The organism is Halobellus litoreus (genome assembly GCF_024464595.1).
GTDB lineage: Archaea > Halobacteriota > Halobacteria > Halobacteriales > Haloferacaceae > Haloquadratum > Haloquadratum litoreum.
Genome location: NZ_JANHAW010000005.1, coordinates 26,118 through 47,137, shown reverse-complemented (window position 1 = coordinate 47,137; position 21,020 = coordinate 26,118). Strand labels below are relative to the sequence as shown.

At 53.4% G+C, this 21,020-nt stretch carries 23 protein-coding genes and 2 pseudogenes; 15 read left to right on the top strand and 10 right to left on the bottom strand.

Going from position 1 to position 21,020, the window contains the following annotated elements; all coding sequences use genetic code 11:
• Window position 1 precedes the first annotated feature (1 nt).
• From NO360_RS18230 to NO360_RS18220, 3 genes are all read left to right on the top strand, one after another.
• On the top strand, window positions 2-649 hold the full coding sequence (locus NO360_RS18230) for a type I restriction enzyme HsdR N-terminal domain-containing protein (RefSeq protein ID WP_256309260.1): 648 nt from the start codon (window positions 2-4) through the stop codon (window positions 647-649).
• Between the two features lie 188 nt (window positions 650-837).
• Window positions 838-1,056 (top strand): hypothetical protein, encoded by a 219-nt coding sequence (locus tag NO360_RS18225; protein ID WP_256309259.1) that lies wholly within the window; start codon window positions 838-840, stop codon window positions 1,054-1,056.
• Between the two features lie 116 nt (window positions 1,057-1,172).
• Window positions 1,173-1,994, top strand: coding sequence for an IS5 family transposase (locus NO360_RS18220; protein WP_256309258.1), 822 nt, complete (start codon window positions 1,173-1,175; stop codon window positions 1,992-1,994).
• A 63-nt stretch (window positions 1,995-2,057) separates the two neighbouring features.
• On the opposite strand, the gene NO360_RS18215 is transcribed toward NO360_RS18220, so the two are convergent.
• Entirely contained in the window at window positions 2,058-3,362 is a 1,305-nt protein-coding gene (locus NO360_RS18215) for a hypothetical protein (protein WP_256309256.1), read from the bottom strand.
• Window positions 3,363-3,423: 61 nt separating this feature from the next.
• Here NO360_RS18215 and NO360_RS18210 point away from each other — a divergent pair, with 61 nt between their 5' ends.
• Entirely contained in the window at window positions 3,424-3,861 is a 438-nt protein-coding gene (locus NO360_RS18210) for a DUF502 domain-containing protein (RefSeq protein ID WP_305149302.1), read from the top strand.
• 62 nt (window positions 3,862-3,923) lie between these two features.
• Here NO360_RS18210 and NO360_RS18205 read toward each other — a convergent pair whose 3' ends face one another.
• Both NO360_RS18205 and NO360_RS18200 read right to left on the bottom strand, forming a co-directional pair.
• On the bottom strand, window positions 3,924-4,226 hold the full coding sequence (locus NO360_RS18205) for a DUF7521 family protein (RefSeq protein ID WP_256309255.1): 303 nt from the start codon (window positions 4,224-4,226) through the stop codon (window positions 3,924-3,926).
• A gap of 2 nt (window positions 4,227-4,228) precedes the next feature.
• Window positions 4,229-4,654 carry a helix-turn-helix domain-containing protein gene (locus NO360_RS18200; protein ID WP_256309254.1) on the bottom strand — a complete coding sequence of 142 codons (426 nt, stop codon included), beginning with the start codon at window positions 4,652-4,654 and terminating at the stop codon, window positions 4,229-4,231.
• A gap of 319 nt (window positions 4,655-4,973) precedes the next feature.
• Here NO360_RS18200 and NO360_RS19150 point away from each other — a divergent pair, with 319 nt between their 5' ends.
• The 5 genes from NO360_RS19150 (at window position 4,974) to NO360_RS18180 (ending at window position 10,816) form a co-directional block, all read left to right on the top strand.
• Window positions 4,974-5,393, top strand: a complete 420-nt coding sequence (locus tag NO360_RS19150) for a DUF7577 domain-containing protein (RefSeq protein WP_425601431.1) — start codon at window positions 4,974-4,976, stop codon at window positions 5,391-5,393.
• A gap of 296 nt (window positions 5,394-5,689) precedes the next feature.
• Window positions 5,690-7,366: a transposase gene (locus NO360_RS18195; protein WP_345780224.1), complete on the top strand. Its 1,677-nt coding sequence runs from the start codon at window positions 5,690-5,692 to the stop codon at window positions 7,364-7,366.
• 460 nt (window positions 7,367-7,826) lie between these two features.
• Window positions 7,827-9,068, top strand: coding sequence for a tyrosine-type recombinase/integrase (locus NO360_RS18190; RefSeq protein WP_251331585.1), 1,242 nt, complete (start codon window positions 7,827-7,829; stop codon window positions 9,066-9,068).
• Between the two features lie 384 nt (window positions 9,069-9,452).
• Window positions 9,453-10,337, top strand: coding sequence for a ParA family protein (locus tag NO360_RS18185; RefSeq protein ID WP_112077660.1), 885 nt, complete (start codon window positions 9,453-9,455; stop codon window positions 10,335-10,337).
• Window positions 10,334-10,816 carry a hypothetical protein gene (locus NO360_RS18180; RefSeq protein WP_256309253.1) on the top strand — a complete coding sequence of 161 codons (483 nt, stop codon included), beginning with the start codon at window positions 10,334-10,336 and terminating at the stop codon, window positions 10,814-10,816. Before NO360_RS18185 ends, NO360_RS18180 begins: the two co-directional genes overlap by 4 nt.
• A gap of 254 nt (window positions 10,817-11,070) precedes the next feature.
• Here NO360_RS18180 and tnpA read toward each other — a convergent pair.
• Window positions 11,071-11,478: pseudogene (gene tnpA / locus NO360_RS18175) on the bottom strand (IS200/IS605 family transposase).
• A 44-nt stretch (window positions 11,479-11,522) separates the two neighbouring features.
• Between tnpA and NO360_RS18170 the strand changes: the two are divergent.
• A complete protein-coding gene (locus NO360_RS18170; protein ID WP_256309252.1) occupies window positions 11,523-12,827 on the top strand; it encodes a transposase in 1,305 nt (434 codons plus the stop codon).
• A 350-nt stretch (window positions 12,828-13,177) separates the two neighbouring features.
• Here NO360_RS18170 and NO360_RS18165 read toward each other — a convergent pair whose 3' ends face one another.
• Window positions 13,178-13,723, bottom strand: coding sequence for a hypothetical protein (locus NO360_RS18165; RefSeq protein WP_256309251.1), 546 nt, complete (start codon window positions 13,721-13,723; stop codon window positions 13,178-13,180).
• Window positions 13,724-14,025: 302 nt separating this feature from the next.
• Between NO360_RS18165 and NO360_RS18160 the strand changes: the two genes are divergently transcribed.
• The gene (locus NO360_RS18160; RefSeq protein WP_256309250.1) at window positions 14,026-15,246 is read left to right on the top strand and encodes a hypothetical protein; all 1,221 of its coding nucleotides are present in this window, start codon (window positions 14,026-14,028) and stop codon (window positions 15,244-15,246) included.
• A gap of 23 nt (window positions 15,247-15,269) precedes the next feature.
• Here NO360_RS18160 and NO360_RS18155 read toward each other — a convergent pair.
• Window positions 15,270-15,887: pseudogene (locus NO360_RS18155) on the bottom strand (TSCPD domain-containing protein); the annotation flags it as partial.
• 338 nt (window positions 15,888-16,225) lie between these two features.
• Between NO360_RS18155 and NO360_RS18150 the strand changes: the two are divergent.
• Both NO360_RS18150 and NO360_RS18145 read left to right on the top strand, forming a co-directional pair.
• A complete protein-coding gene (locus tag NO360_RS18150; RefSeq protein WP_256309249.1) occupies window positions 16,226-16,423 on the top strand; it encodes a hypothetical protein in 198 nt (65 codons plus the stop codon).
• Window positions 16,424-16,552: 129 nt separating this feature from the next.
• Complete coding sequence (locus NO360_RS18145; protein WP_256309248.1) at window positions 16,553-16,723, top strand: hypothetical protein; 171 nt, start codon at window positions 16,553-16,555, stop codon at window positions 16,721-16,723.
• A gap of 59 nt (window positions 16,724-16,782) precedes the next feature.
• Here the strand turns inward: NO360_RS18145 and NO360_RS18140 are convergent, their stop codons facing one another.
• From NO360_RS18140 to NO360_RS18130, 3 genes are all read right to left on the bottom strand, one after another.
• A complete protein-coding gene (locus NO360_RS18140; RefSeq protein WP_256309246.1) occupies window positions 16,783-17,604 on the bottom strand; it encodes an IS5 family transposase in 822 nt (273 codons plus the stop codon).
• A 145-nt stretch (window positions 17,605-17,749) separates the two neighbouring features.
• Window positions 17,750-18,160 (bottom strand): DUF8129 domain-containing protein, encoded by a 411-nt coding sequence (locus NO360_RS18135; RefSeq protein ID WP_256309245.1) that lies wholly within the window; start codon window positions 18,158-18,160, stop codon window positions 17,750-17,752.
• Window positions 18,157-18,501: a hypothetical protein gene (locus NO360_RS18130; protein ID WP_112077666.1), complete on the bottom strand. Its 345-nt coding sequence runs from the start codon at window positions 18,499-18,501 to the stop codon at window positions 18,157-18,159. Before NO360_RS18130 ends, NO360_RS18135 begins: the two co-directional genes overlap by 4 nt.
• A 98-nt stretch (window positions 18,502-18,599) precedes the next feature.
• Between NO360_RS18130 and NO360_RS18125 the strand changes: the two genes are divergently transcribed.
• Both NO360_RS18125 and NO360_RS18120 read left to right on the top strand, forming a co-directional pair.
• Complete coding sequence (locus NO360_RS18125; RefSeq protein WP_256309244.1) at window positions 18,600-19,076, top strand: DUF6788 family protein; 477 nt, start codon at window positions 18,600-18,602, stop codon at window positions 19,074-19,076.
• Between the two features lie 239 nt (window positions 19,077-19,315).
• Complete coding sequence (locus NO360_RS18120; protein WP_127341295.1) at window positions 19,316-20,392, top strand: hypothetical protein; 1,077 nt, start codon at window positions 19,316-19,318, stop codon at window positions 20,390-20,392.
• A 24-nt stretch (window positions 20,393-20,416) separates the two neighbouring features.
• Here the strand turns inward: NO360_RS18120 and NO360_RS18115 are convergent, their stop codons facing one another.
• Window positions 20,417-21,007: a DUF6884 domain-containing protein gene (locus NO360_RS18115; RefSeq protein WP_256309243.1), complete on the bottom strand. Its 591-nt coding sequence runs from the start codon at window positions 21,005-21,007 to the stop codon at window positions 20,417-20,419.
• Window positions 21,008-21,020 lie beyond the last annotated feature (13 nt).

Sequence of the window (21,020 nt, the reverse complement as noted above, 5' to 3'; positions counted from 1 at the left end):
TATGACCGAATCAGAAGTTGAACAAATAGATGTGCTCGCTCACACTTTGAATGATATTGGTTCACGAATTAAGAGAGAGCACTCGGAGCGTGAGGTTGAATTGATATTTTTGAATCAGGGATTCTTTCAATCACTTGGGTTTGAACACGTTGGGAATCACCTGCGAAGTGAATTTACCCTGCCAAGCCAGAAGAAGGTCGATTTCGTTACGAGCGGGAAATCTGACAACTACCGGGATTCACAAACGGTCGTGTATGAGTTCAAATCACCCGATAAATCGCTCATCAAGTACCAATCGCAACTGTTTGACTATATGAATGAGATCTCTGCAAATTACGGCGTGCTAACTAACGGAACCAGAATGCGGCTGTACTCGAACTCTCCGAAGGGCCCGGAAAGCGTATACACCCCAATTGAGCTAGAATCTGCCGATGTAGACGATGCAAGCGTGCTCATTACCCCCTTGAGTTATCTTAGTATTGAGGAACGAAATCTCAGATCAGATGCTGCATATGCCGCCGAAGAGGTGCTAAAAACTATACCACCAAAGGTTCAGATCGACTACACAGAAGAACAACTGAACATTTTCGCTAAACACTTCTCCAAATTTCTCCGTGACAAATATCAACGAAAGCGCGAACACAGCTGAACAACCTGAATACGAATAACCACTATACAGGGTGTCATAGAAGGGTTGCCACGGTATTTGTTTCACGATCTTACAGACGAATAGCCATAAGACTCTGATTGCAAATCGAGTGATTCTCGAAGCGTATTACGTGGCACTGTGGGACTTCCACACAAGACATTTATTATAACTATGTCGTATCCGCGGCTATGAAGCTCGTCGTGGTCGGCCTCGGCGTCTTCTTAATCGCTTTCGCCGTCTATACCGTCAGCGACCCTATGAGCCGAGCTCGACCGTGGGTCTCTGTACGTGAGTTGGAGCGCGACTCAACAGGTGCCAAAAAGAAACAGGAGATACGGACGGTCATTTACGCCACTGCGACCGGCCTGACCGGCATTATGTTCGTGTTGTTTGGCTTGGGATTCTAACGCCTCTTCACCAGGGCTCTGCTAAAGTATCTCTTCTCGATAAATAAGCCATATAGTAACTTCTGGCTCTGTTGAAATCCTCAAAGAGTTACAGGTTCGCCCTGTAATTCCACGAGATGAAACCCCTTCCGAAGTCGCAAATTCTCCGTTTTACTGAGAAGGCGATCCATCTGGCACGCCGAGCGGTCTCTCGATACTCCTCGAAATTTTCCAAACGTCGTTATACACTCCCGCAGCACGTTGTTCTGCTCTGTCTCAAAGTTCGGAAAAACACGACCTATCGTGGTCTACTTGACGAATTGATCGAGATGCCACGCATTCGTCGCGTCCTCGGATTAGCTGAACTTCCCGCACCATCAACGCTCTGTAAGGCGTTCAATCGACTTGATATGGCTGTCTGGCGTGTTATATTGACTCTCTCAACGACGCTACTTCCGACGAGCGGAGTTGTTGGAGTTGATGCGTCAGGGTTTGACCGCAGTCACGCTTCGAAACACTACACGAAACGAGCTGAACTCACGATTCAGCAGCTCAAAATGACGCTGCTGGTCGATACGAAAGTGAACGCAATCCTCGACCTCCACGTAACGACGACACGAAAACACGATAGCCAGATCGCCCCGTCATTGATCAAGCGCAACCCCGAGAATATTGATGTTCTACTCGGTGACAAAGGCTACGACGACCAGAAAATCAGACGACTTGCCCGTCAACACAAGGTTCGTCCACTGATCAAGCATCGTGAGTTCACATCGCTCCATAAGGCATGGAACGCGCGCTTAGATGCTGATCTTTACGGCCAGCGGAGTCAATCCGAGACAGTTAACTCTACGCTCAAGCGGAAGTTTGGTTCGTTTGTCCGGTCACGACGCTGGTGGAAACAGTTTCGGGAACTCACCATCGCCTGTCTCATTCATAATATAGACCGATCACTCTGAACGGTCAATACAGGTAACTCAGTTAGCGAAGACCGACAGACTACGAGAACGCGCTACTTCCATTTATTGTTCGCTTACGTATTTCTCTCTTGGTTCGTGGTAGAACTCCGGAGTTTCAAGTGATCCTTCTATCCGGATCGGATTGTCGGCTCCGTAGATAGGATCGTTTTTGAAATCTTCTCCAATCTCTTTTTCCAGTACGCTGTAGGCCATCTTCCCAAAGTTCTCAATTTTTTCCTTCTTATCTTTCGTCGGGTTCAATGCAAAATCTTCTGCCTGTTCCTTTATTTCATCAGAGACTGTTATCTGGTATCCCTCGTTAGGGAGTTTAGATATGTCGTTTAATCCATCATCTACCATGGCCAATGCAGCCATCGTAAACTGCTCTCCAGGGTTATCTATGTCAAGACCCATTTCCCTCATGTTCTCTAGTTTTTCCTGTTCGAAGGCGGTTGCGTAGTGTTCTGGCCACATTGGTGCTCCCTGGGTGTTTTCGTGTATCTTGAAACGTCCTCCTTCGATTGGTTCTCTGTAGGCACTGTCTTCGGGATCTCTCAACATCGAACGGAATGTACTTGTGGGGTGTGCTTTGATGTTTTCCACGTACTTGTTCTGAAGTTCGCCGTCTTCATTTTCGTAAGTTAGAAGGCTTAAGAGGTGTCTCATTCCAGTAGTTCCGATTGTCTGGCCTCCCTCTGTTTCTCTCATGGAGCCTTCAATCATCTGATCTTCTAGTCCTGTTGGTTCTGTGGATATCATGGTGGAAAGTTCGTATTCAGGGAAATCCAGTCCAAGTTCTTCCATCGCATACTCAGCCAAGTTTGGTGCCAAGAAATCTTTTCCTCCACTTGAGGTAACGTCTGTTACTGTATCTGTAGCGTGGATCAGTGCTCTTGTGAATGCGACAGGGTCGTCTTCCTGTTGCATCTCTTCAAGTATATGACCTTCAGTTCCAGATGAGGGATCAAATTCTTCCTCAGGGTTTTCATACATTTCCTGAGTTCTCTGTACGATTTCTTCGACTGTTCCCTCGAAGACTTCTCCGCCATCAGGACCGCTTCCTGTTACATCAGTTGCTTCCCCTGCAAGATATCCTCTTGCTCTTTCGACGTCGTTTTCCTGTTTTTCCTGCCAGTCGGATTCCTCTAAAGTATTTTTTACGATCTGCCAGTCCTCTGCGTCTTCCGGCGGTTGTTGTCCTTCAGCCGGTTCGCCAAGTGTTCCGGTTTCATCGACGAAGAAGTACTGGAACTCCTCTAGCGTAGGGTCATTTTCCTCTTCTCCGTTCCCCGTCAGCCTACCGATACAGCCAGTAAGACTTGCTGTCCCGCTGACGCCAATCGTTGTGAGAAGCCGCCGTCGGTTCATTATCTGACACCATAACCCACGGCCACTTGAACCTCCGTATACTCACCACACACCGCGATACCTGCCTGAACACTTCGGCCATCAAAATAGCTCCAACAACCCCGGAAAGACCGCAGCTCTCATTGACCGGCTAATTCAGGCGAGAATATGTCTAAAGAAGAGGATTTCAACAGAGCCGATTGAGACGGTTATTGACGGGACTGACCACCTACGCACGCCGGTGCGGGTAGAAACGTGGCCCGGGATGTATATGACCGGATTCAAGACGGGGAATCGTGCGTCAGATGGCCGTGTTGTAGTATTCATTCCGACGGCACCGAATATCACAACAGGATTTGTCGTTGAACTTGCGCGAGAGGACGTCAGGGAACTCGACGAATCCACTGAGGATGCCCTCATCCGCATTATCAGTTGCGGGTTTGGAGAAGCCCCACAACAGGAGGCCCCAAACGAAGATGACCGAACATCGAACTCATCATCACCTAGGGCGACTGACTAACCCCGCGGATTATGACCGACTAGGTTCGAAACGTCGCGTTCGACCGCTTTCGTAATATACAGTCAGTATCGAGAAAGCGCATAGAAGATAACGACGAGTCCCGCGGTAATGAGCAGGCTATCGATCGTTTGAAGCGCGAGCGATTCACGGGCGGCAAGATTGTAGTCCCGCCGAATACCGAGTTGATAAATGATGTCGAGGAGTCCACCGAACGTGATGAGTGCGAAGCCTCCTGATGCGAGACGGAGGCTGCTTTCCTGGACGCGAATGTAGGCTCGATAGCTGAGCGCCGTCAAGGCCCCTCCGGCGATGAACAAGAGTGAATTGGCTACGAGGAAACTCCAGAACTCCGGCGGCTCAGCCATTTTTACCCACCACTGAGATCAGACGACGAACTATCACGGTGACGAGAGTCTGGGTTCGCATCGTTCGAAACGTCTTCTGCCCCCTTCTCCAGATCGTTCCAGAAGTCCGTGAATTTGTCAGTATAGTCTTTCTTGAGCTGGATATCGATACCGAACTGCCCGTCCTCAACCCGGAACCGTGCCTCCTTGAGATTCGTTCTGAACCGCTTGTAGTGGTGGCCGTCATCGTCGATTTCCATCTGCTCGTCCAGCATATCGTATTCTTGGAGCGCGTGAATCCGTCGATAGATCGTTGGCTCCGAGACATCACAGTGTTCGGCCAGTTTGTTTGCTGACAGGGGCCGGAGGCTGGCTAACGCAAGAATTTGCCGAGCAATCTCGCTCCCGAGCACGTCGAACACGTTCTCTGGCTCCCATTCTTTGCTCACAGTCCATACCACCTCTGTTGATTTCTTGCGTATGTACGGTTGTGGGGTTGGCTTCACGGTCCGAAGACGTCCCGTCACCGTTCGTATCCAGTTGTTACTACGGTTGTCGTATCAATCTTTCCCGATAAGATCGGGTTCAATAGTGGAAGGGGTAGGGGTGGGGGAAGGGAGCTACAGACGAGGGGGTGGGCGCGACGAATTGAACCGTCCCTATGATCTGTTTTCCACCGACTGTTGGGGTATCGTGATACCCGACTGTCCGTTTGTGCCTGTCCCTTGTTAATTAGTCTCTGGGATTCGCGTTCCGAAACCGTGCTCAATGGTGATACACGCGGAGAACGATTTGGGTATTAGGTTGCCAGTGCAGGATGTCATACCGAACAGTCCTCTTCGAGAGGGGATACTAGTCGAGCTTCTTCGTGGTATCCGTCGCTGGATATCGATATTCGAGGTTTCCTTCGATATCAAAGCCGTACTTGTTGCTGGTGGTGTGATGCTCATCTTCTGGTATGGTTTCATCCGGCCCCGTCTCCAGCGTCGTAGACAGTCTCGGCTAGCGATTGCGTTCAAATCCAGCACATCAGAGGATGGCTATTCAAAGGCAGAGGACTGGGTCGTTATCTGCCGTCACTGTGGCGCACGGAATCCAATCAGCTATCGATATTGCCACAATTGTATCAATCGATTACCTGCAACGGTGCGTAAATCGTGGGACGATGATCAGACATCTGACCACTGAGTCGGAGCTGGGCCACTTGGAGGGGATCACAGTCACGAGATATCGACAGATAAAAAGAACGACCAAGAGGTGACACCGCTTCACTACCCGAAACCGGGGACCCGTCTTTACAAGATGCTACCGGGTAGGTAGGGTGGTCCCAAATGAAACTCGGCGTCGTCGGCCTCGGTCAGACGGGTGGAAAATCGTTGATCCAATTCTCGAATATTATCAGCGAACGAACACCCATATCGTTCTTTTTCGGGTTCCCTCGGATGTGGATGCGTTCTTGAGCGTATCGAATCCAACATCTCGTAGTGACTTCGAGTTGTGAATCTCGCCGAGATGTCTTTCGACGGATTGCATTCCGATCGTACGTTGACTGGCCGGTGTACGAGTCCACACCGTTGTACGACCGAGCCTCGCTCGATGGACTGGAATCAGACGTTCGTACCGTCTCGGAAACGTGGTTCGGACACGAGTCCCACGATTCGGTCGAGCAATTTGTCTGCTCGCTCCCGTTGGCCTACTTCATTTTCGACGCCCACGATCGCTATGCGGATTCCACACGATACGAAATGGAGACGCTCTTTCGCGTGTTCGTGTTGAAAGAACTCCACGGCTGGGCCCACGAAACGGCCCTTGTCGAATACCTCGGTAGCTCTCCAGAAGTATGCGAACGACTGAATCTGGAGATGGTTCCAGATCAGTCGACGCTGTGGCGCAGTTGGAACAAACGGTTCACCGCAGACCTTCGCGGGACGGTGGAGACAACTGCTCGGACGATCCTCATCAAAGCCCAGAATGCCGGTGTCTCGGTCCCACGCGACCCTGAGCGGAAGCTCTGTTATCGGACCAGCGACGACGAGGATTCGACACCGGACGAGCAACGCGTCTTGGAGCGGGCGGAGACGATCACGGACCATGTCAGCCGCGTCGTCTTCCCGGAGTTCTCATTGGATCGTGGCGACGGCTGTGAGATCCACGAAAATGCCTACTGGGGCTTGCAAACCTATCTCGGGCTCCGTGAGAGGCTGGCTGCTAACGAAGGGGCTCGCAGTTTCGTCTACGAATCAACTCGAGATCGGACGCCGTTGGGTCACGGCCACCGAAAGCAGCTTCGTGATCTCTCGATTGAACAGGTACGGGAGATGTACCGGCAAGCCATCCATAGACTCCTGAACAGAGTCGCCGAGACAGAGGAGTTCTTCCGGGCAGGAATTGTCGCCATCGACATTACCGAAGCCGGTCCGTTCACGGGTGATAGAACAGGCCACGAGGACGAAATCATCGGCACGAAGGAGCAGACTGACGAGTACGCCTACCAGTGGGCCACGGTCCAGTTAGTCGGCAATGCAGTACCGATCGTTCTAGACGCACGGCCAGTCCGGAAAGGTGAGTCCCGTCTAGAAATCGTCGAGGACCTCTTGGACTCTGCCGAGGAGATGGTGTATGTCGATAACGTGCTGATGGATCGAGAATTCGACAGCCAGCATGTCCTAGAGATGATCAGCCGGCGTGGGCTGTCGTACGTTGTCCCGAAACGGATGCAGACCAGCGAGAAAGCGCAGGCAAAGCGGTTGCTCCGCCGTGATCAAGACCGGTATGAGACCGACCGGAAGCTCCACCTCGGGAAGAACGAGTGGCACGAGACGACGCTAATCTACCGTCGGAAAGAGGGCTCCGAGCACGACGACTATCGACAGTATTCGGTGTTTATGACGAATCGGGAGAGCGGACATCTCACCGAGTACGGGTACCGGTGGGAGATCGAGAGTGGCTACAGGTCTATCAAGCGGTTTATGGCCGCCACCACGTCGAAGCATTTCGGGTTGCGGTTCTTCTATTTCGCGTTCGCCTGCCTGCTGTACTCGATTTGGCGAGCAGTGGACCTACTCGTACAGGTCGAATTAAGGGGTAAATATGAACATTCACCGATCGTGACGGCAGATAATACACTCACGCTGCTGAAGAAGGAAACCGGAATTGGGTAAAGAGGCACTCGGTCTGAGTTAGCCCGGTTGCTGAGTGGCTACACTACTAGACGTCTTTGAAATTCGACGATATAGTTGGTAGTACAACAGGAAAGGACGATTGAGAGCCGATCTGGAGCCGTTACTGATTACTGATTCAGCCGAAACCACGCATCACAGCCCCGCTAAACCCACTGTAGTCTCAACTTCCAAAGCAGAAATTTTCGATATAGCAGCATACCGTTTATTAACTAAATCTGGATCCCTAAAACACGGTATTTCTGCGTTAGTGGCTCTGTATCGTGCGTTTACCGAGTCATAGTTTCGAGATTCGAGTAGGTACTCTTAGTTCGATAAGAGTACGTACTTTCAAGCAGGTGGCCGCCGTCTACCAAAGCGAATCCCATGACTCCACCCGACATCCCAGGTATTCCCGCCCAGATAGCCCTCGAAGCACGGTTCCACGGAGGCGGTGAGTGAGATGAGTTCTTCTGGCAACGGCCAGGGCCACACGGACGGCCAGGATGATCGGCCGGTCGAGGTCGCGGACGTCGTCGAGGATTACCTCACGGACAAGGGCAAAGGAGCGGAAGGAAAGAGCGGGACGTACAGGAGGGATGCAAAACGCGAACTCGACCGCTTTCTCACTTTCCTCGAACATGAGCGCCCGCGTTCGCCTACGACATTCGAGGAGCTGACTATCCGGGATATCCGCCAATACGCTCGCCATCTCGGGACACAGGATTGGACTGAAAGCACGAAGCAGAACTATTACGCCCACATTTCAGCGTTCTGCGGATGGGCAGTACGCGAGGGATATCTCGACGAGAATCCGGCGTTAAAATCACGGGCGAAAGAGCCACTTCCAGAAGACGACGGACGTAAGACCGAGCGCCAACAGGCGTGGTCACCCGAGCAGCGAACGGCACTCCTGAAGTACGTCGACGAACAGGCACACGAAGCCATCGACGAAGTAGGTGAGAACCGCTACGAGGCGATCAAAGCGTGTCGCGACCGGGCGCTCGTCTATCTCCTGTGCTTCTCGGGCGTCCGCGGCGCGGAAGTCCTAGGCGATGTCGCCGACGCCCGGCGCGGTCGCGACGGTCTCCGGTGGTCGGACGTTTCCCTCGAGGACAACACAATCACCGTCCTCGGGAAGAAGGGTGAATGGAGCGATAGGGCTGTCCCACCGTCTGCGATCCCGTCACTCGAACGCCTCCGGTCAGTACTGAACCCATCGAGTGACGACTGGCCCGTGTTCACGACGCTGTCGTATCCCACCCTTGTCGAGACGTTCAAAGACGAACTCGTTGAGCGGGACTATACGCGCAAAGAGGCTGAAAGTCTGCATCGCGAGCGGGTGAACGATGGGGACGTCTCGATGATCGAACTCTGTGTCGAGTACGATGTCGACCCTCCGGCGTTGACGACCCACAGCGCACGGCGGATTTTGCAGCGACTCACAGAGGACGCAGACATCGAGTTGGATGACGACAAACACGGCTATCTGGCGCCGCACGGCGCTCGTCGGGGAGCTGGCGAGGTGATGGTTCGGGAGTTCGGGTACACGGAGGCTGCACGACACCTAGATAACTCCGAGGAGGTGGTTCGCGAGCACTACTCACATATCGAGGCGAGTGAACGCGCTCAGATGGCTGAGACGGCGTTTCAGAATCAGCGACCTAGCCAGAAAGATGTGCCCGACCAGGACTCCGACGGGTAGCACTCATCTATCCACTGTGCCCCAGTCGGTAGCGATCTTAATGTCTGTCATAGTAGTGCTAACATGTTGAATGTTCAAAATGTAGTTACCGTGAATAATGGAAATAGTGTAACAAATAGTACTAACAGCAATAGCCTTTTTAACGGTAATATCGCTGATAACGGTACTACTGACCATAGTAGTTATAATGGTAATACCGCATATACTGTTAAAATCGGTATTACCGTTATTATTGTCGCATCAGAATAGGCCCTACATAGGTTAAAATGCCGAATTGGAGGAATAGAAGCAGATCAATAATAGCATTATTAACGGTAGTACCGTTCTAAACGGTAATCGTCTGACGAACAATTATAACGGTATGAATTCAATTTGAGGGTAGTTATGACCGACACCTACCCAGAAGTACTCGCCATCTCGTTTCAGAAGGGTGGCACTGGCAAGACATTCACCTCGTTGAACATTGCGGGCGGTCTTGCAGCTCGCGGCTTCAACGTGCTTGCCATCGACCTTGACCCACAGGGCACTCTCACCGCAAACCTTGGGAAGCGAGACCTCTACAAAGACCTGGACGCGCTCTCACTAGATGAAATCCTTTTAGATCCGAAAAGTTGGGATAATGTGAACGACCTCATCCACACCGATCACGAAGAGTTCGATCTTATCCCCAGCAACCAGAGTTATAATGGAAATAAAACACCCCTAGACTCGGCTGATGCCGGCGAGAACCGATTGGGGCGACTCTTAGAACGACTTGAAGACGACTATCACTACGTTGTCTGTGATTGCCCACCGGATTTCTCACCATACGCGAAAAACGCGGTCACGGCCGGCGAGAAGATCGTCGTGCCGATGGAGCCGGAGACGGAGATGCCGCATTCGACAGATCTGTTGTTCGACCAATATGAGGTCCTTGGAATGATGCACGATCTCGAGATTCAGTATCTCGCATTCCTGATGACGGTTAACTCGACGAAGATGACCAACGAGAACAAGCGAATGGTCGAGTGGTTCAATGAAACTTTCGACGAGAAGGGCGTTATTACTGACCATCGAGCGGCGTTCGCGAGGGCCAAAAAGAGCCAGCAGTCAATCTACGCTCACCCAGAATCGCTCCGGAACGACGAAGTCGAACGATACGACGAACTCCTTCAATTGATTCTTAAGCAGACATCACCACCGACGCTCGGATTGGATGTTGAAGCGGCAAAGGCGATGACCGTCGAAGATATTCGCGCTGCGGCGGCCGACCAAGAGGTGGAAGCATGAGTGACGATTCCTCTGAAGACGACTTTGAGGCACAGATGAGCGATGTTTCAGAGCGGGCGCAGAAGCTCGGAGTCTCCGGTTCGGACCCAAGCTCGAGTTCGGGCGCTGAATCGTTGTCCGAAAATACCACGGGTGACACTGAGGAGATAGCCGAAGTGGATTCTGATGATCCATCGGCTGCTCAGCAGGCAGTTGAACAAGAGTCACGCACGACTGGAGGACCTGATACCCACGAATACCCGAACCCAGATAGGGAGCTGGGAGCGCTTGCTGATGTCTATGCAAATAATAACGTATTCCTCTCACCCGAGGTCGTCGACGCCGTTGAGGGCCTCTGGGATGACATCGAGTATGAATGGAAGAAATCTCACGACACGGAACTCAACAAGAACTGGGACTTCTACATGGCCTGCTTCCGGGTCATCTTAGACAATCCCAATCTCATCCGTGGCGAACTTGGTATGGACACTGAGGAGTAATCTCAGCGTTCTCTCCTGGCCAATAATATCACTTGTTTATGTGTTCGGTATATAGGTGTGAACACTCATATTGGTAATAGTGGTAGTAACGTTAGTATGATTAATACCGTAGATACCGCAAACAACTAGGCGGCCAGTGAGTTAGAGACTTCGCGAATCGATATCGAGATCTCGGGTTGTAGAGGTGGCGATAGGAATTCTAAACGAAAAGCAGCGCGAGTTCCCTGCCCCATCGTGGGCGGGGGTGGGGCGCGTCACTCCGGCGCGTGTTCCGTCTCTTCGATATACCGCTCAACCACTTCCTCCGACACCGCACCTGTCGTTCCCACGTAGTACCCAACCTTCCAGAATCCGCCACCCCAGAAATACGACTCCCGAATCTCGGGATACCGCTCCAGCAAGTGCTTACCCGAGTACGACTTGAACTGCCGAGCGAGGTCGGCTGGACTGTGTTTTGGGTCGCACTAGACGAACAGGTGTACGTGGTCGTCTGCAATCTCCAACGCCAGAATTTTGTGCCCGAAGTGGTCGGAAGTCTCACCAAACAACTCTCGCACATCGTCTTCAACCACGTTGAGAACCGGGTGACGGTACTTGTGACACCAGACAAAATGATACTTACAGGAACTAACCGAATGTGCATGACTGCGGTACTCCTCTATCTCTAATCCCTATATTTATGATGAGTTAGAACGATTGTCAAAGCATGGGTGAAGAAGCCACGAAGACGATCCGGACGCGCCTCCACATAGCGTCTGGTGAACGATCGTGGCTTCACAACGCCCGCCTCGCCTCACGCGAGATCTTCAACCAAACCATCCGCCTCAAACAACAAGGGTACAATCGCACCGAGATACAGAAAGGGGTTGACCGCAACGACTTCCTACGGAACAACAAGTGCGCGGTCGTCGGCAAAGCCCTCCAAACATGGGACTCCTACCAATCACTCAAAGACTGGTGGGAGAACCAAGACGACCCTGACGGAGGGAAGCCGACTCCGCCGAGTACGGACAAATCTGGTGCGTATCCACTTGTGATGGCGCACACGGAAGGCTACCGCCTCACCGTGGACGACGACACGAACCGCGTCCAGTTCCGCATCAGCCCGAAACCCTACAAGAACGTGAACGGACACCTGCGCGGCGAACCGGACGCAATGGACGAACTGCGAGACGCCCTCACGTCGGACGAGGTGGATGTTGGGCAGGCCGAACTCCTGTACCGCGATGGCGTGTATTACTTACACGTCACGGTTACACGCGTGTTCGACGTGCCCGAACCCGATACCGCCGATACGGTAGTCGGTGTGGACATCAACGAGCGCAACGTCGCACTCACCGCCTTCGACCGCGAGACGATGCGGACGAAGGGAACACTCGTCCTCGACTACGGATGGGTTAAGCAGGAACGCCAACGCTACCACACGATCACGAAACGCTGTCAGGAACACGGCAAGACAAGTATTCATCGGAAACTCGGTGACAAGGAGGAGCGGTTCACCGAGTGGGTGTTGCATCGGCTTTCCCGTGCTGTCGTGGAGCTCGCAGAGCAGTTCTCGAATCCGGTTATCGTGTTCGAGGATATGAGCGGTATCCGCGACGAAATCAAGTACGGAACATATATGAACCGCCGGTTGCACAAACTGCCGTTCCACAAGTTCGAGAAGTTTGTCTCGTACAAGGCGACGTGGCGAGAGATTCCTACGGATACGGTAGACGCGTACTACAACTCGAAGACGTGTTCGTGCTGTGGTGAACGTGGCAGTCGGCAGGGACGGCGGTTTCGGTGTACGAACAACGAGTGTGATGTAGCGCAAGACCACGCCGACCGGAATGCCTCAGTGAACATCGCGTGGCGCGAGAAGGCGAAGCTCGACGGTGACGAATCGAATTACCGGACTCACAAAACCCAACCGCAGGTTCGGTTGGTGCGTCTGTCCGGGTCGGGGCGTGTAAGCCGCCCAACCTCATCCCGCTCGCTTGCCGAGCAGGGAGTGTTAGCGCACGACTGAGGGAATTAGAAAAGCCTCGGGCGCGGTGGCCCGAGGCTGTTTACGTGAGTCCCACAATCATCAGCTGAGTCTCGTCGATCCTCCCCTGGAACAGCCTATCGGCTGTCGATTGGGCCAAAGGATATACCATGTGAGTCAGTATATTCAACTCCGACAGGACTACGACACCCGGTCAGGAACGTCTGCGCGGACGAGTGACAGGTTCGCTCCCGTTAGAATGAGAGTGGGCTTCGTCACTCAGGCACTTCTTGGAGGGTGTTCCCCTGTGGCCGATGCTTTTGGAGGAGCACAGGCCACTACGCAGCAGACGTCTCCGGTAAGTGTCGTAGTTTTGAACCTGTTGGCATAATTTAAGAGAGATCTGGTAAGAGTATCCTACTCTCGTCGAGGTCGTATCCTTCTGCAATGCTGACCTCCAGGAGGACCTCTACGAGGAACTCGAGGTCATGGATCTCCTGGTCGAGCTGGGCGCGTTCGAGTTCGCGAGCGAGGAGGGCATCGAGAAGATGCTGTTTGAGGATAGTGGCTTCTGCTGACCGAATCGCGTGAATCTCTTCGTCGGTTAACGCTGATTGAGTGGTATTGGGGAGCTTCCCATCAGGTCTGGGGACGAGGCCGGCTTGAATGTCAGTACGAACGCGTCGGTAGTGTTTGCAGCCACCTTCCGGTGGCTCATCGAGGCACGTACAGGTTCGTTGGAGTACGTCGACCTCGTAGATGCCCCCGGACGCCGATCGAACCTCGTAGATGCCACCCTGTCGGAGCAACGAGACGTCCATCTCTTGAGTCTGTGCCCGGCCCTCACGTCGGATTGCGGCGTTCTCAATAGACGGTGTCGATTCTTCTACTGGGTTGGAATCGGATGCTGCTGTTGCCATCGGGATATCGGTCTCCATGGGACGACGACACGTCGAGATGCTACACACGACTGGCAGGTGCCTCTAGTGTCGCCCCTCTACGCTCCGGGGGGAAAACAAAAATGGCGGGTAGAACCAGCCGGTTCGGCTGGAGGGGTGATTTGTCCTACGTTACAATCTCGGCTATATCGTTTGGATAGTTACGTAGGACAGTCGCCTACTGCGGCGAACGGACGGGTTTTCGGGGGGTTGTCGGGTTGATACCCCGAGTGCTATTTTACCGCATGGCGCGAATTAGAACGTGAGCGATACCAGAAAACACCCCCGCGAAGAATCCCTTCATGCCATACCTCGCCATGCGGCCGAACGGTGATCGGGTGCTCTCCTTAGACGTCGACGGCGACGACGACATTCTCTGTCCGCTGTGTGAAGAATCGCTGTTCCTCCGCCGATCGCATTACAACAATGGACGCTTCGTCTCGAAACACTTTGTCCACCACTCTGGGTCAGAGTGTCCGGGCGAGTCAAACCTCCACGCTAGATTCAAGACGATCGCGGCGATGAAACTCCGCGAGATTTTCGAGTCAGCAACCGTCAGTCACGAGTATACCATCCCGGGGACTGACCGAGTTGCGGATGTTGTCGCGACGTTTTCTGCGGAACTCTATCCGTTCGGGAAAGGCTTCATCGTCGAGATTCAGCACAAGCACGACGACAAGGAGATCGGCTCGCTCTCGTGGGACTACCTGGAAGCGGGATATTCGGTGTTCTGGGCGTATCAGTCTGACTTCGAGGGCCACGACATGAAGTTCGCCGAACATCGCGTGAAGAAACCGTGGCCCGATGCCGTCCCAATCGTCGAAGGTCTCGACGGCTACGCAGAGAGCGTGCGGCGGTTGATGAACCCGCCGGAACAGCCTGAGGTGAAGATGGAGATTCCGTTCCCAATGGAGTACCTGCGGGCCCACGCCCTCGAAGTGATCCCGCCGCTTCGGGGGTACTACAATAAGGGCGTCTCACCTGAGGGATGGAAGAAGGTTGACGCAATTTCCCTCCACGGAAAGGGGCGCGAACGGGCGTGGGTCAACGTTCTCCGCTCACCCGCGAACCACATCTTTCTCGAGTGGTGGAAGAAGGATACCGAGCAGGGCAATTCGGAGTACATGATCGTCCACATCGGGAGCGAGTTTCCCGAGAGATTTGAAGCGTTCATGGAAGAAACAAAGGAGTGGTTTGACTCGGGGAGTGCAGACCAACAGGTTGCACACTGGGTCGGTGGCGCATCGCTGAGTTTCCGAGGGACGGAGTTGTGTGAGAGCTGGATCTCTATCGCCAAAGTGCCATACTGTCCAGTGAAAATCGTGGTCGCTCGACGCGACAAGAAGGGAAACACGCGGACGTGGGCAGTGAATTACCGAAAGGGAGACCTCGGACGTCTGGCGGCGCTGCGCCACCCGATCCGACGGCTCTTCGGTGAACCCGAGAGGGATGCAAAGGCGGCGAAGCCGTCGTCGGATAGGAAGCGGTCAACGAGCAACCCGCCAGAGATGGTATGGGACTAGCGAGACGAACTGTTTTGACTACGTTACGAACATTCTGACCAGCCGCAGGCTCGGCAGGTTTTGCATCCCTCCGAGTAATACAGGGATATTGACCCACACTCTGGACACTCGGGAGATTCGCCGGCTTCGAGGAGTTCAGCAGTGCCATCTTCCTGCTTATCGTCTTCCCGGTCACTATCGTTATCGTTGGCGCCCGTATTCAAGTTCGCATCGTGATCAGCGACCGTGCCACCGTCGGCAGTGTGTGCGGCTGTGGCGTCTTCTTCGACTGCTTCCGCGAGGTTCTGCTGATGGGGGTAGTCGAGGTGGGGATCACCCTCAAGATAGCGCGCCATCGCGAGGCCGATGGCGTCCGGGATGGATTGCGTCTTGTCACCTTTATCCCACCCAACCTTCGGTGAGCGAATGCCTCGGAGTTCGCTGGCGATCTCCTCGGGATCAAAACCAGAACGGAGCCAGGTTGAGACAGTCTTCGCGAGTGCCTCGGTAAAGGAAGCGGTGAATCCGCCGGAGTTCCCGATATTCGCGAAGAGTTCGAACGGCCGGCCGTCGGCGTCCTCGTTGATAATGACGTAGAATTTGCCGTAGCCGGTCTGAACGCGCTGCGTGACGCCAGTGAGAACGTCTGGACATGGTTGCTTCACGGCCAGTTTTCAGGGGATTTGGAGTCGGTTTCGGTTGGTTCTGTGGTGTCAACCTGGTTGTATTTCATGGGGTTGAGTTCTGTTTTGTTGTAGGTCGTCTGATGATGTTTCGCTGTGACGACGGTCGACATGTCTCACCGTTCACCTAGGCAAAGATAGGGGCAGAATGGCTCTGTTGAAATCCTCTTCTTTAGACATGTGTTCCCGTGAATCTACTGTACACTACACATGCATATTGAATGCGGATCGCTGGCTGTCACTCGGATAATCAAACATCAAATCTGTGTGAAAACCTTCGGGGTTAATCCGTTTTCAGAACCGAAGTATAGCAACTCATGACAGAGAACAACATTCCAGAAGATGCATACCGTAATGACCCTGTTTCTACCGATGAGGACGTTGCCCGACTCCGCCTCCAGCTCAAAGATCACTCTCTGGAGCAATTAGAGGCCATTGGGTTAGTCGAATGGGACAGAGAGGCCAACATCGTACGTAAAGGCCCAGATTTTGGAGATGAGAAATTGACTGAATAAAGGGGAAATACAGAGTGATACGTGGCCTCTCAAACTACCTGCAACAGTCGTTCGCTGAAGACTGCGGATTAAACCCGCCATGGTGCACAATGCCCAGATATTATCCTCCTGTGCGACAATCGGTTAATAATGAGAAGACAAGGACCGACAACGAAAGAAGAACTCCGTCAATCTCTGGATGAAATCATCCAACAGGCATATAATAATGGTGTAGACCTGAACGACGGTGCATATCCCCTTCAACATGATGATCCAGATACACCAGACTTTGAACTCATGCTCTTTCAACTGAAATCATAGCGCTTCGGAGCAGACACTCCGTCGCCTCACAGTGTGCGGTTTATCACTTGCACTGGTCGTTAGATTGCTTGGTCAAGATTGTGGACAATACACGCAAGTGCGAGTTCACGGAACTGCTTCCACCAGCGTCGTGAACGGACGAACGCGCCGTACTTCCGCTTGAGCGTTGAGTTAACTGTCTCTGATTGACTCCGTTGGCCGTAGAGGTCAGCGTCTAAGCGTGTATTCCATGCCTTGTGAAGCGATGTGAACTCACGATGCTTGATTAGTGGCCGAATCTCGTGTTGACGGGCAAGCCGTCTGATCTTCTGGTCGTCGTAGCCTTTGTCACCGAGCAGGATGTCGATAGTCTCGGGGTTGCGTTTGATCAACGAAGGAGCGATCTGGCTATCGTGTTTTCGTGTCGTCGTCACGTGTAGATCAAGGATTGCGTTCACTTTGGAATCGACTAGCAGTGTTACTTTGAGTTGCTGAATCGTGAGTTCGGCTCGTTTCGTGTAGTGTTTGGAAGCGTGACTGCGGTCGAATCCCGAAGCATCGATCCCCGCAACGCCATTGGTCGGGAGCAGTGATACAGAGAGATTGAGAAGCACTCGCCAGACAGCCATATCAAGTCTATCGAACGCTTTGCACAGTGTCGATGGGGCAGGCAGTTCAGTGAGATTGATCGCGTTCCGAATACGGGGCATCTCGATGAGTTCGTCGAGAAGTGTTCGATACGTCGTATCCTTTCGAACTTTGAGACACAGGAGAACGATGTGCTGATGGAGCGTGTAGTGTTGCTTCGAGAACTTCGAGGAGTATCGAGATACGGCACGTTGCGCTAACTGAAAGGCTTCCTCGACAAACCGGAGCAACCGAGACTTTGGGAGGGTCTGCATCTACTCAAGCTATCGACTGAACCTGTAACTCACTAAGGATTTCAACAGAGCCGGCAGAATGAGGTTAAGAACATACGGAGAAATCGCCGGATAGGGCGGTTCTATGTGCGTATCCCCACGGGATGTCGGGGGTGACAAACGAGAGTTAGAGCTCATCCCACGTGGGTGGCGCGGGCGACGAAGCAATCTCGTCGTCTGACTCATTCCCGAGGCCGTGGATGTACGCAAGCAGCTCTTCCGGTGGCGACATCGGTGAGACCGTCTCGGCATCGGCGGTGGACATGTTGTCTCCTTCGTGTTCGCCTTCCGACTCCTGTTCCTGGTCCTTTTCTCCGGGCGGGATCTCGCCGTTTTCCTCGTAGATGGCGTCAATTTGCTCGGTGAAGTGGCGGACGATACCCGGCCGATCACGGTTCGCCCGCTCGTGTTCGAGGTATAGTTCAACGGTCGCGACCTCTTCCATCATCTCGATCGCGGGCGTGATGACCCGCGTGTTCCGTGTATCGAGGAGTTTCTCGGGCGGGAGCTGTTCGAGGAGCGATTCATCGCCACTCATGCTTGTCCTGGGAGTGTCGGTGGCTCGAAGCGGTTCCACTCGTCGAGATGGGAACAGATGTCTGCGACGACGTATTCAATGGCTTCTACCGTCGACGAGTCGAGAGGTGGTGTCTCGACGATTACAGCGAGCTCGAGGGCATCCTCGAATCGGATGTGAGGGTGTGCGTCGTAGAGTACTTTGACGACAGCCTTCGCAAGTGTGTCTCCATCGAGGGATCTGGGATCGTCGATAGCGTCTCGGGCGACGGCGGTGAGATGGTGCACACGGCGGGTGGCGGCGATACTGGCGTCGATGTCGCTGCTGGTGGAGATGCGCTGTGCGGTCGTGATAGTGTTCATCGGAATGAATCCCTCCACCGAAGCGGGGGACGACAAACGAGGAGTGGTGATCCGGCCCTACGTTACATTATTAGTACGAAGGTAGCGTAGGATAATACATGCCCGAACCTGACCCCGACGCTAGCGCTCCCGCCAGTCCTGAAGAGCGGGGCGAAGCAATGCCTACACCCCCGGAAGGGCTAGCAAAGCGCGTGTGGGAGCCCCTGCAGGTACAGACCGTGTACGATCTAGAGCGAGTCATCGACTACTGCGATGAACTCATCGAGCACAAGGAGCGACCGGTGTCTCCGGATGAGAAGGTCGGAGCGGGTGAGGTCGCAGTCGAGAAGCCACCGCAGAACCTATCCCGCGAAAAGCGGCGTGCAGCGAAAGAAGAGTTTGAGGAAATGAGTACGGAACAGCTAAAGGAACTGTCAGACGAGGAGTTAACTCGATATGGACACCTTCAGAAACGGAAGCTCCCGTGTGGGCCAGGATGCGATGGTTGCCCACATGGTCCGTATCGCTACACTGTCTATCGGGATCTTCGAGGAAAGGTGACCTCGAGGTATGCGGGGAAGGCTGATGGCGAGTAGCACGATCGCGTCGACGAGGCCACTTCTGAGGCTGTGAACATCTTGCTGAGCCCGTCGGATGTCGTCCTTTGACTCGCCTCGATGGTGTAGTCCCTTCGACGTGCTGAAAGGCTGGTACAAGAAGAAGCGTTGCGTAGCTATTACGCAACTCGGTTATTTTAACTTTCATCCGGTCTGATATACTACCACAAAACGGCAACTCGACATGATCGTCTTCAGTTCCTTGTTCAAAATCTGCCATGCCTGATGCAACTGATTCGGAACACTGTCCGAAGTGTTCATTCGACCAGCTAGAGGCATTATACCAGATCAACGTTGAAGCGAAGAAGTACGCTGAGTCGGCAAGCAATAATTACTCCGGGGGAGCTAAAGCGCGAGCGCGGCATCACAGTATTCGGAAAAAGGCACTGTATGCGTTCAAACAGTCAATTCTCGAATCGTTAGTTGAGCGAGACTGCGTCGATGAGGTTCGCCTTCACAAAATCGACAACAGAGAATACTACTGCCTGTATATTGGTGAGTTCTCGTTCCATTCTCCGGTCGATGACTGGAGCGATCCGCCAGCTGATGACTTGTCTGCATCTCCGACGGAGTTGGATTCATTTGAGTCCGCAGCCGGTAGTCGAAGTGACTCTCTTTCGGAGCGTGAAGCACTCACTCGTCTGAGCGATGTGTTTGGGACGCCAAACGACTATCTTTCAGCGCCGTTTGTTGAGTACCATCACCCCGAATTTGCTGGCTGGTCGTATCTCCCGGGGGCGATTGAAGAAGGTGACAAAGTTGACGGGCGTTTCGGTCGAGATACACAGAGTCCGTATGAAGAGTTTCTGTTTGTCGCTGGGGACGAATTTGACACGCAGAACGGACACTGCCGTATTCGTGACCGATACGAGGCGTGGCTGACACCACTCTGGGACCAATCTCCAATCACCCCAAGACCAGTCTACGACGTAGAACTTGATGGAGAGTTGCGAGAAGGCGTTCGACAGCGACGGCTTGTTGATGACTGGTATATTCTCGCTGAAACTCTGCATGACCCGCTTCCCGACGTAGAAGGGAGACAGGCGGAACTCGCAGGCAGCTCCTATGAACAACCCGTCGAGTTCGACCTCGGTGATATTGTCGAAATTGATCCTGACAGGGACGAAAGCGGGCCATATTACTGGAGGATTGTCCAAGCGTCCATCTCCTACAACTTGGTTCTCTGCAAGTTCGAGCCCGTTGGACCAACTGAACACTCCGAACCGTCACTTGCAGTCGAGGAGTTTGCTGATGACGTTGTCGCAGTCCATGATTCCCCACCAGCCTTGGAGTGACTCAGACAGACGCCCCGTTCGTATTCAGCCGTGGGTTGCAGTATCGACGATACGCCCGGAGTCACGACACGCGGCGAGCCACCCATTTTGGTAGCCGATCCCCGCGAGGTCGTCGAAGGGGAATCGGATCGTTACGTGATCGGGTGTAATGTCGGGGAGTTGCACACGGAGCGAGTGTTCATCCTGGTCGGTGGCCTCGAGGTAGTCACTTCCAGCAAGCGCATATAGCTCCCAGACGATGTCCCGACCGTCCTTGGTCGTCTCGGGCCACTCCACATTAGAGAGCACCGTGCGGACGTCCTCGACCCACTGAGCGGTGTCCACATCGTCGTCGGTGATGGCGACATCGTAATCGTCGATGACGCGGTCGGGATCAAGCAGTCCGAATTTCGCAGAAAGGATCCACCAGCGAGCACAGAGTGTCTCAGCGAAATCGCGCTTGAGGCCGAAGTATGTCGAACGGTATTTTTCGCGAGCAGGAAGCAAGCCGTCGTGTTTCGCGTCGCCACACCCGACGAGGGCAGCTCGGCGAACGAGGAGACCACTTCGATCACTATCCTCACGGCCTCCACCGTCAGTCTGAATCGTCTCGATTGTGGTCTGTCTCGTTGGCATCTGTCGTCTCGGA

Coding starts and splice junctions, on each gene's coding strand:
- NO360_RS18165 (WP_256309251.1), bottom strand. CDS start 13,723: ATGGAGACCGATATCCCGATGGCAACAGCAGCATCCGATTCCAACCCA.
- NO360_RS18160 (WP_256309250.1), top strand. CDS start 14,026: ATGCCATACCTCGCCATGCGGCCGAACGGTGATCGGGTGCTCTCCTTA.
- NO360_RS18130 (WP_112077666.1), bottom strand. CDS start 18,501: ATGAACACTATCACGACCGCACAGCGCATCTCCACCAGCAGCGACATC.
- NO360_RS18170 (WP_256309252.1), top strand. CDS start 11,523: ATGGGTGAAGAAGCCACGAAGACGATCCGGACGCGCCTCCACATAGCG.
- NO360_RS18140 (WP_256309246.1), bottom strand. CDS start 17,604: ATGCAGACCCTCCCAAAGTCTCGGTTGCTCCGGTTTGTCGAGGAAGCC.
- NO360_RS18185 (WP_112077660.1), top strand. CDS start 9,453: ATGACCGACACCTACCCAGAAGTACTCGCCATCTCGTTTCAGAAGGGT.
- NO360_RS18145 (WP_256309248.1), top strand. CDS start 16,553: ATGAGAAGACAAGGACCGACAACGAAAGAAGAACTCCGTCAATCTCTG.
- NO360_RS19150 (WP_425601431.1), top strand. CDS start 4,974: ATGGTGATACACGCGGAGAACGATTTGGGTATTAGGTTGCCAGTGCAG.
- NO360_RS18125 (WP_256309244.1), top strand. CDS start 18,600: ATGCCCGAACCTGACCCCGACGCTAGCGCTCCCGCCAGTCCTGAAGAG.
- NO360_RS18205 (WP_256309255.1), bottom strand. CDS start 4,226: ATGGCTGAGCCGCCGGAGTTCTGGAGTTTCCTCGTAGCCAATTCACTC.
- NO360_RS18190 (WP_251331585.1), top strand. CDS start 7,827: ATGAGTTCTTCTGGCAACGGCCAGGGCCACACGGACGGCCAGGATGAT.
- NO360_RS18120 (WP_127341295.1), top strand. CDS start 19,316: ATGCCTGATGCAACTGATTCGGAACACTGTCCGAAGTGTTCATTCGAC.
- NO360_RS18115 (WP_256309243.1), bottom strand. CDS start 21,007: ATGCCAACGAGACAGACCACAATCGAGACGATTCAGACTGACGGTGGA.
- NO360_RS18220 (WP_256309258.1), top strand. CDS start 1,173: ATGAAACCCCTTCCGAAGTCGCAAATTCTCCGTTTTACTGAGAAGGCG.
- NO360_RS18230 (WP_256309260.1), top strand. CDS start 2: ATGACCGAATCAGAAGTTGAACAAATAGATGTGCTCGCTCACACTTTG.
- NO360_RS18180 (WP_256309253.1), top strand. CDS start 10,334: ATGAGTGACGATTCCTCTGAAGACGACTTTGAGGCACAGATGAGCGAT.
- NO360_RS18135 (WP_256309245.1), bottom strand. CDS start 18,160: ATGAGTGGCGATGAATCGCTCCTCGAACAGCTCCCGCCCGAGAAACTC.
- NO360_RS18225 (WP_256309259.1), top strand. CDS start 838: ATGAAGCTCGTCGTGGTCGGCCTCGGCGTCTTCTTAATCGCTTTCGCC.
- NO360_RS18215 (WP_256309256.1), bottom strand. CDS start 3,362: ATGAACCGACGGCGGCTTCTCACAACGATTGGCGTCAGCGGGACAGCA.
- NO360_RS18150 (WP_256309249.1), top strand. CDS start 16,226: ATGACAGAGAACAACATTCCAGAAGATGCATACCGTAATGACCCTGTT.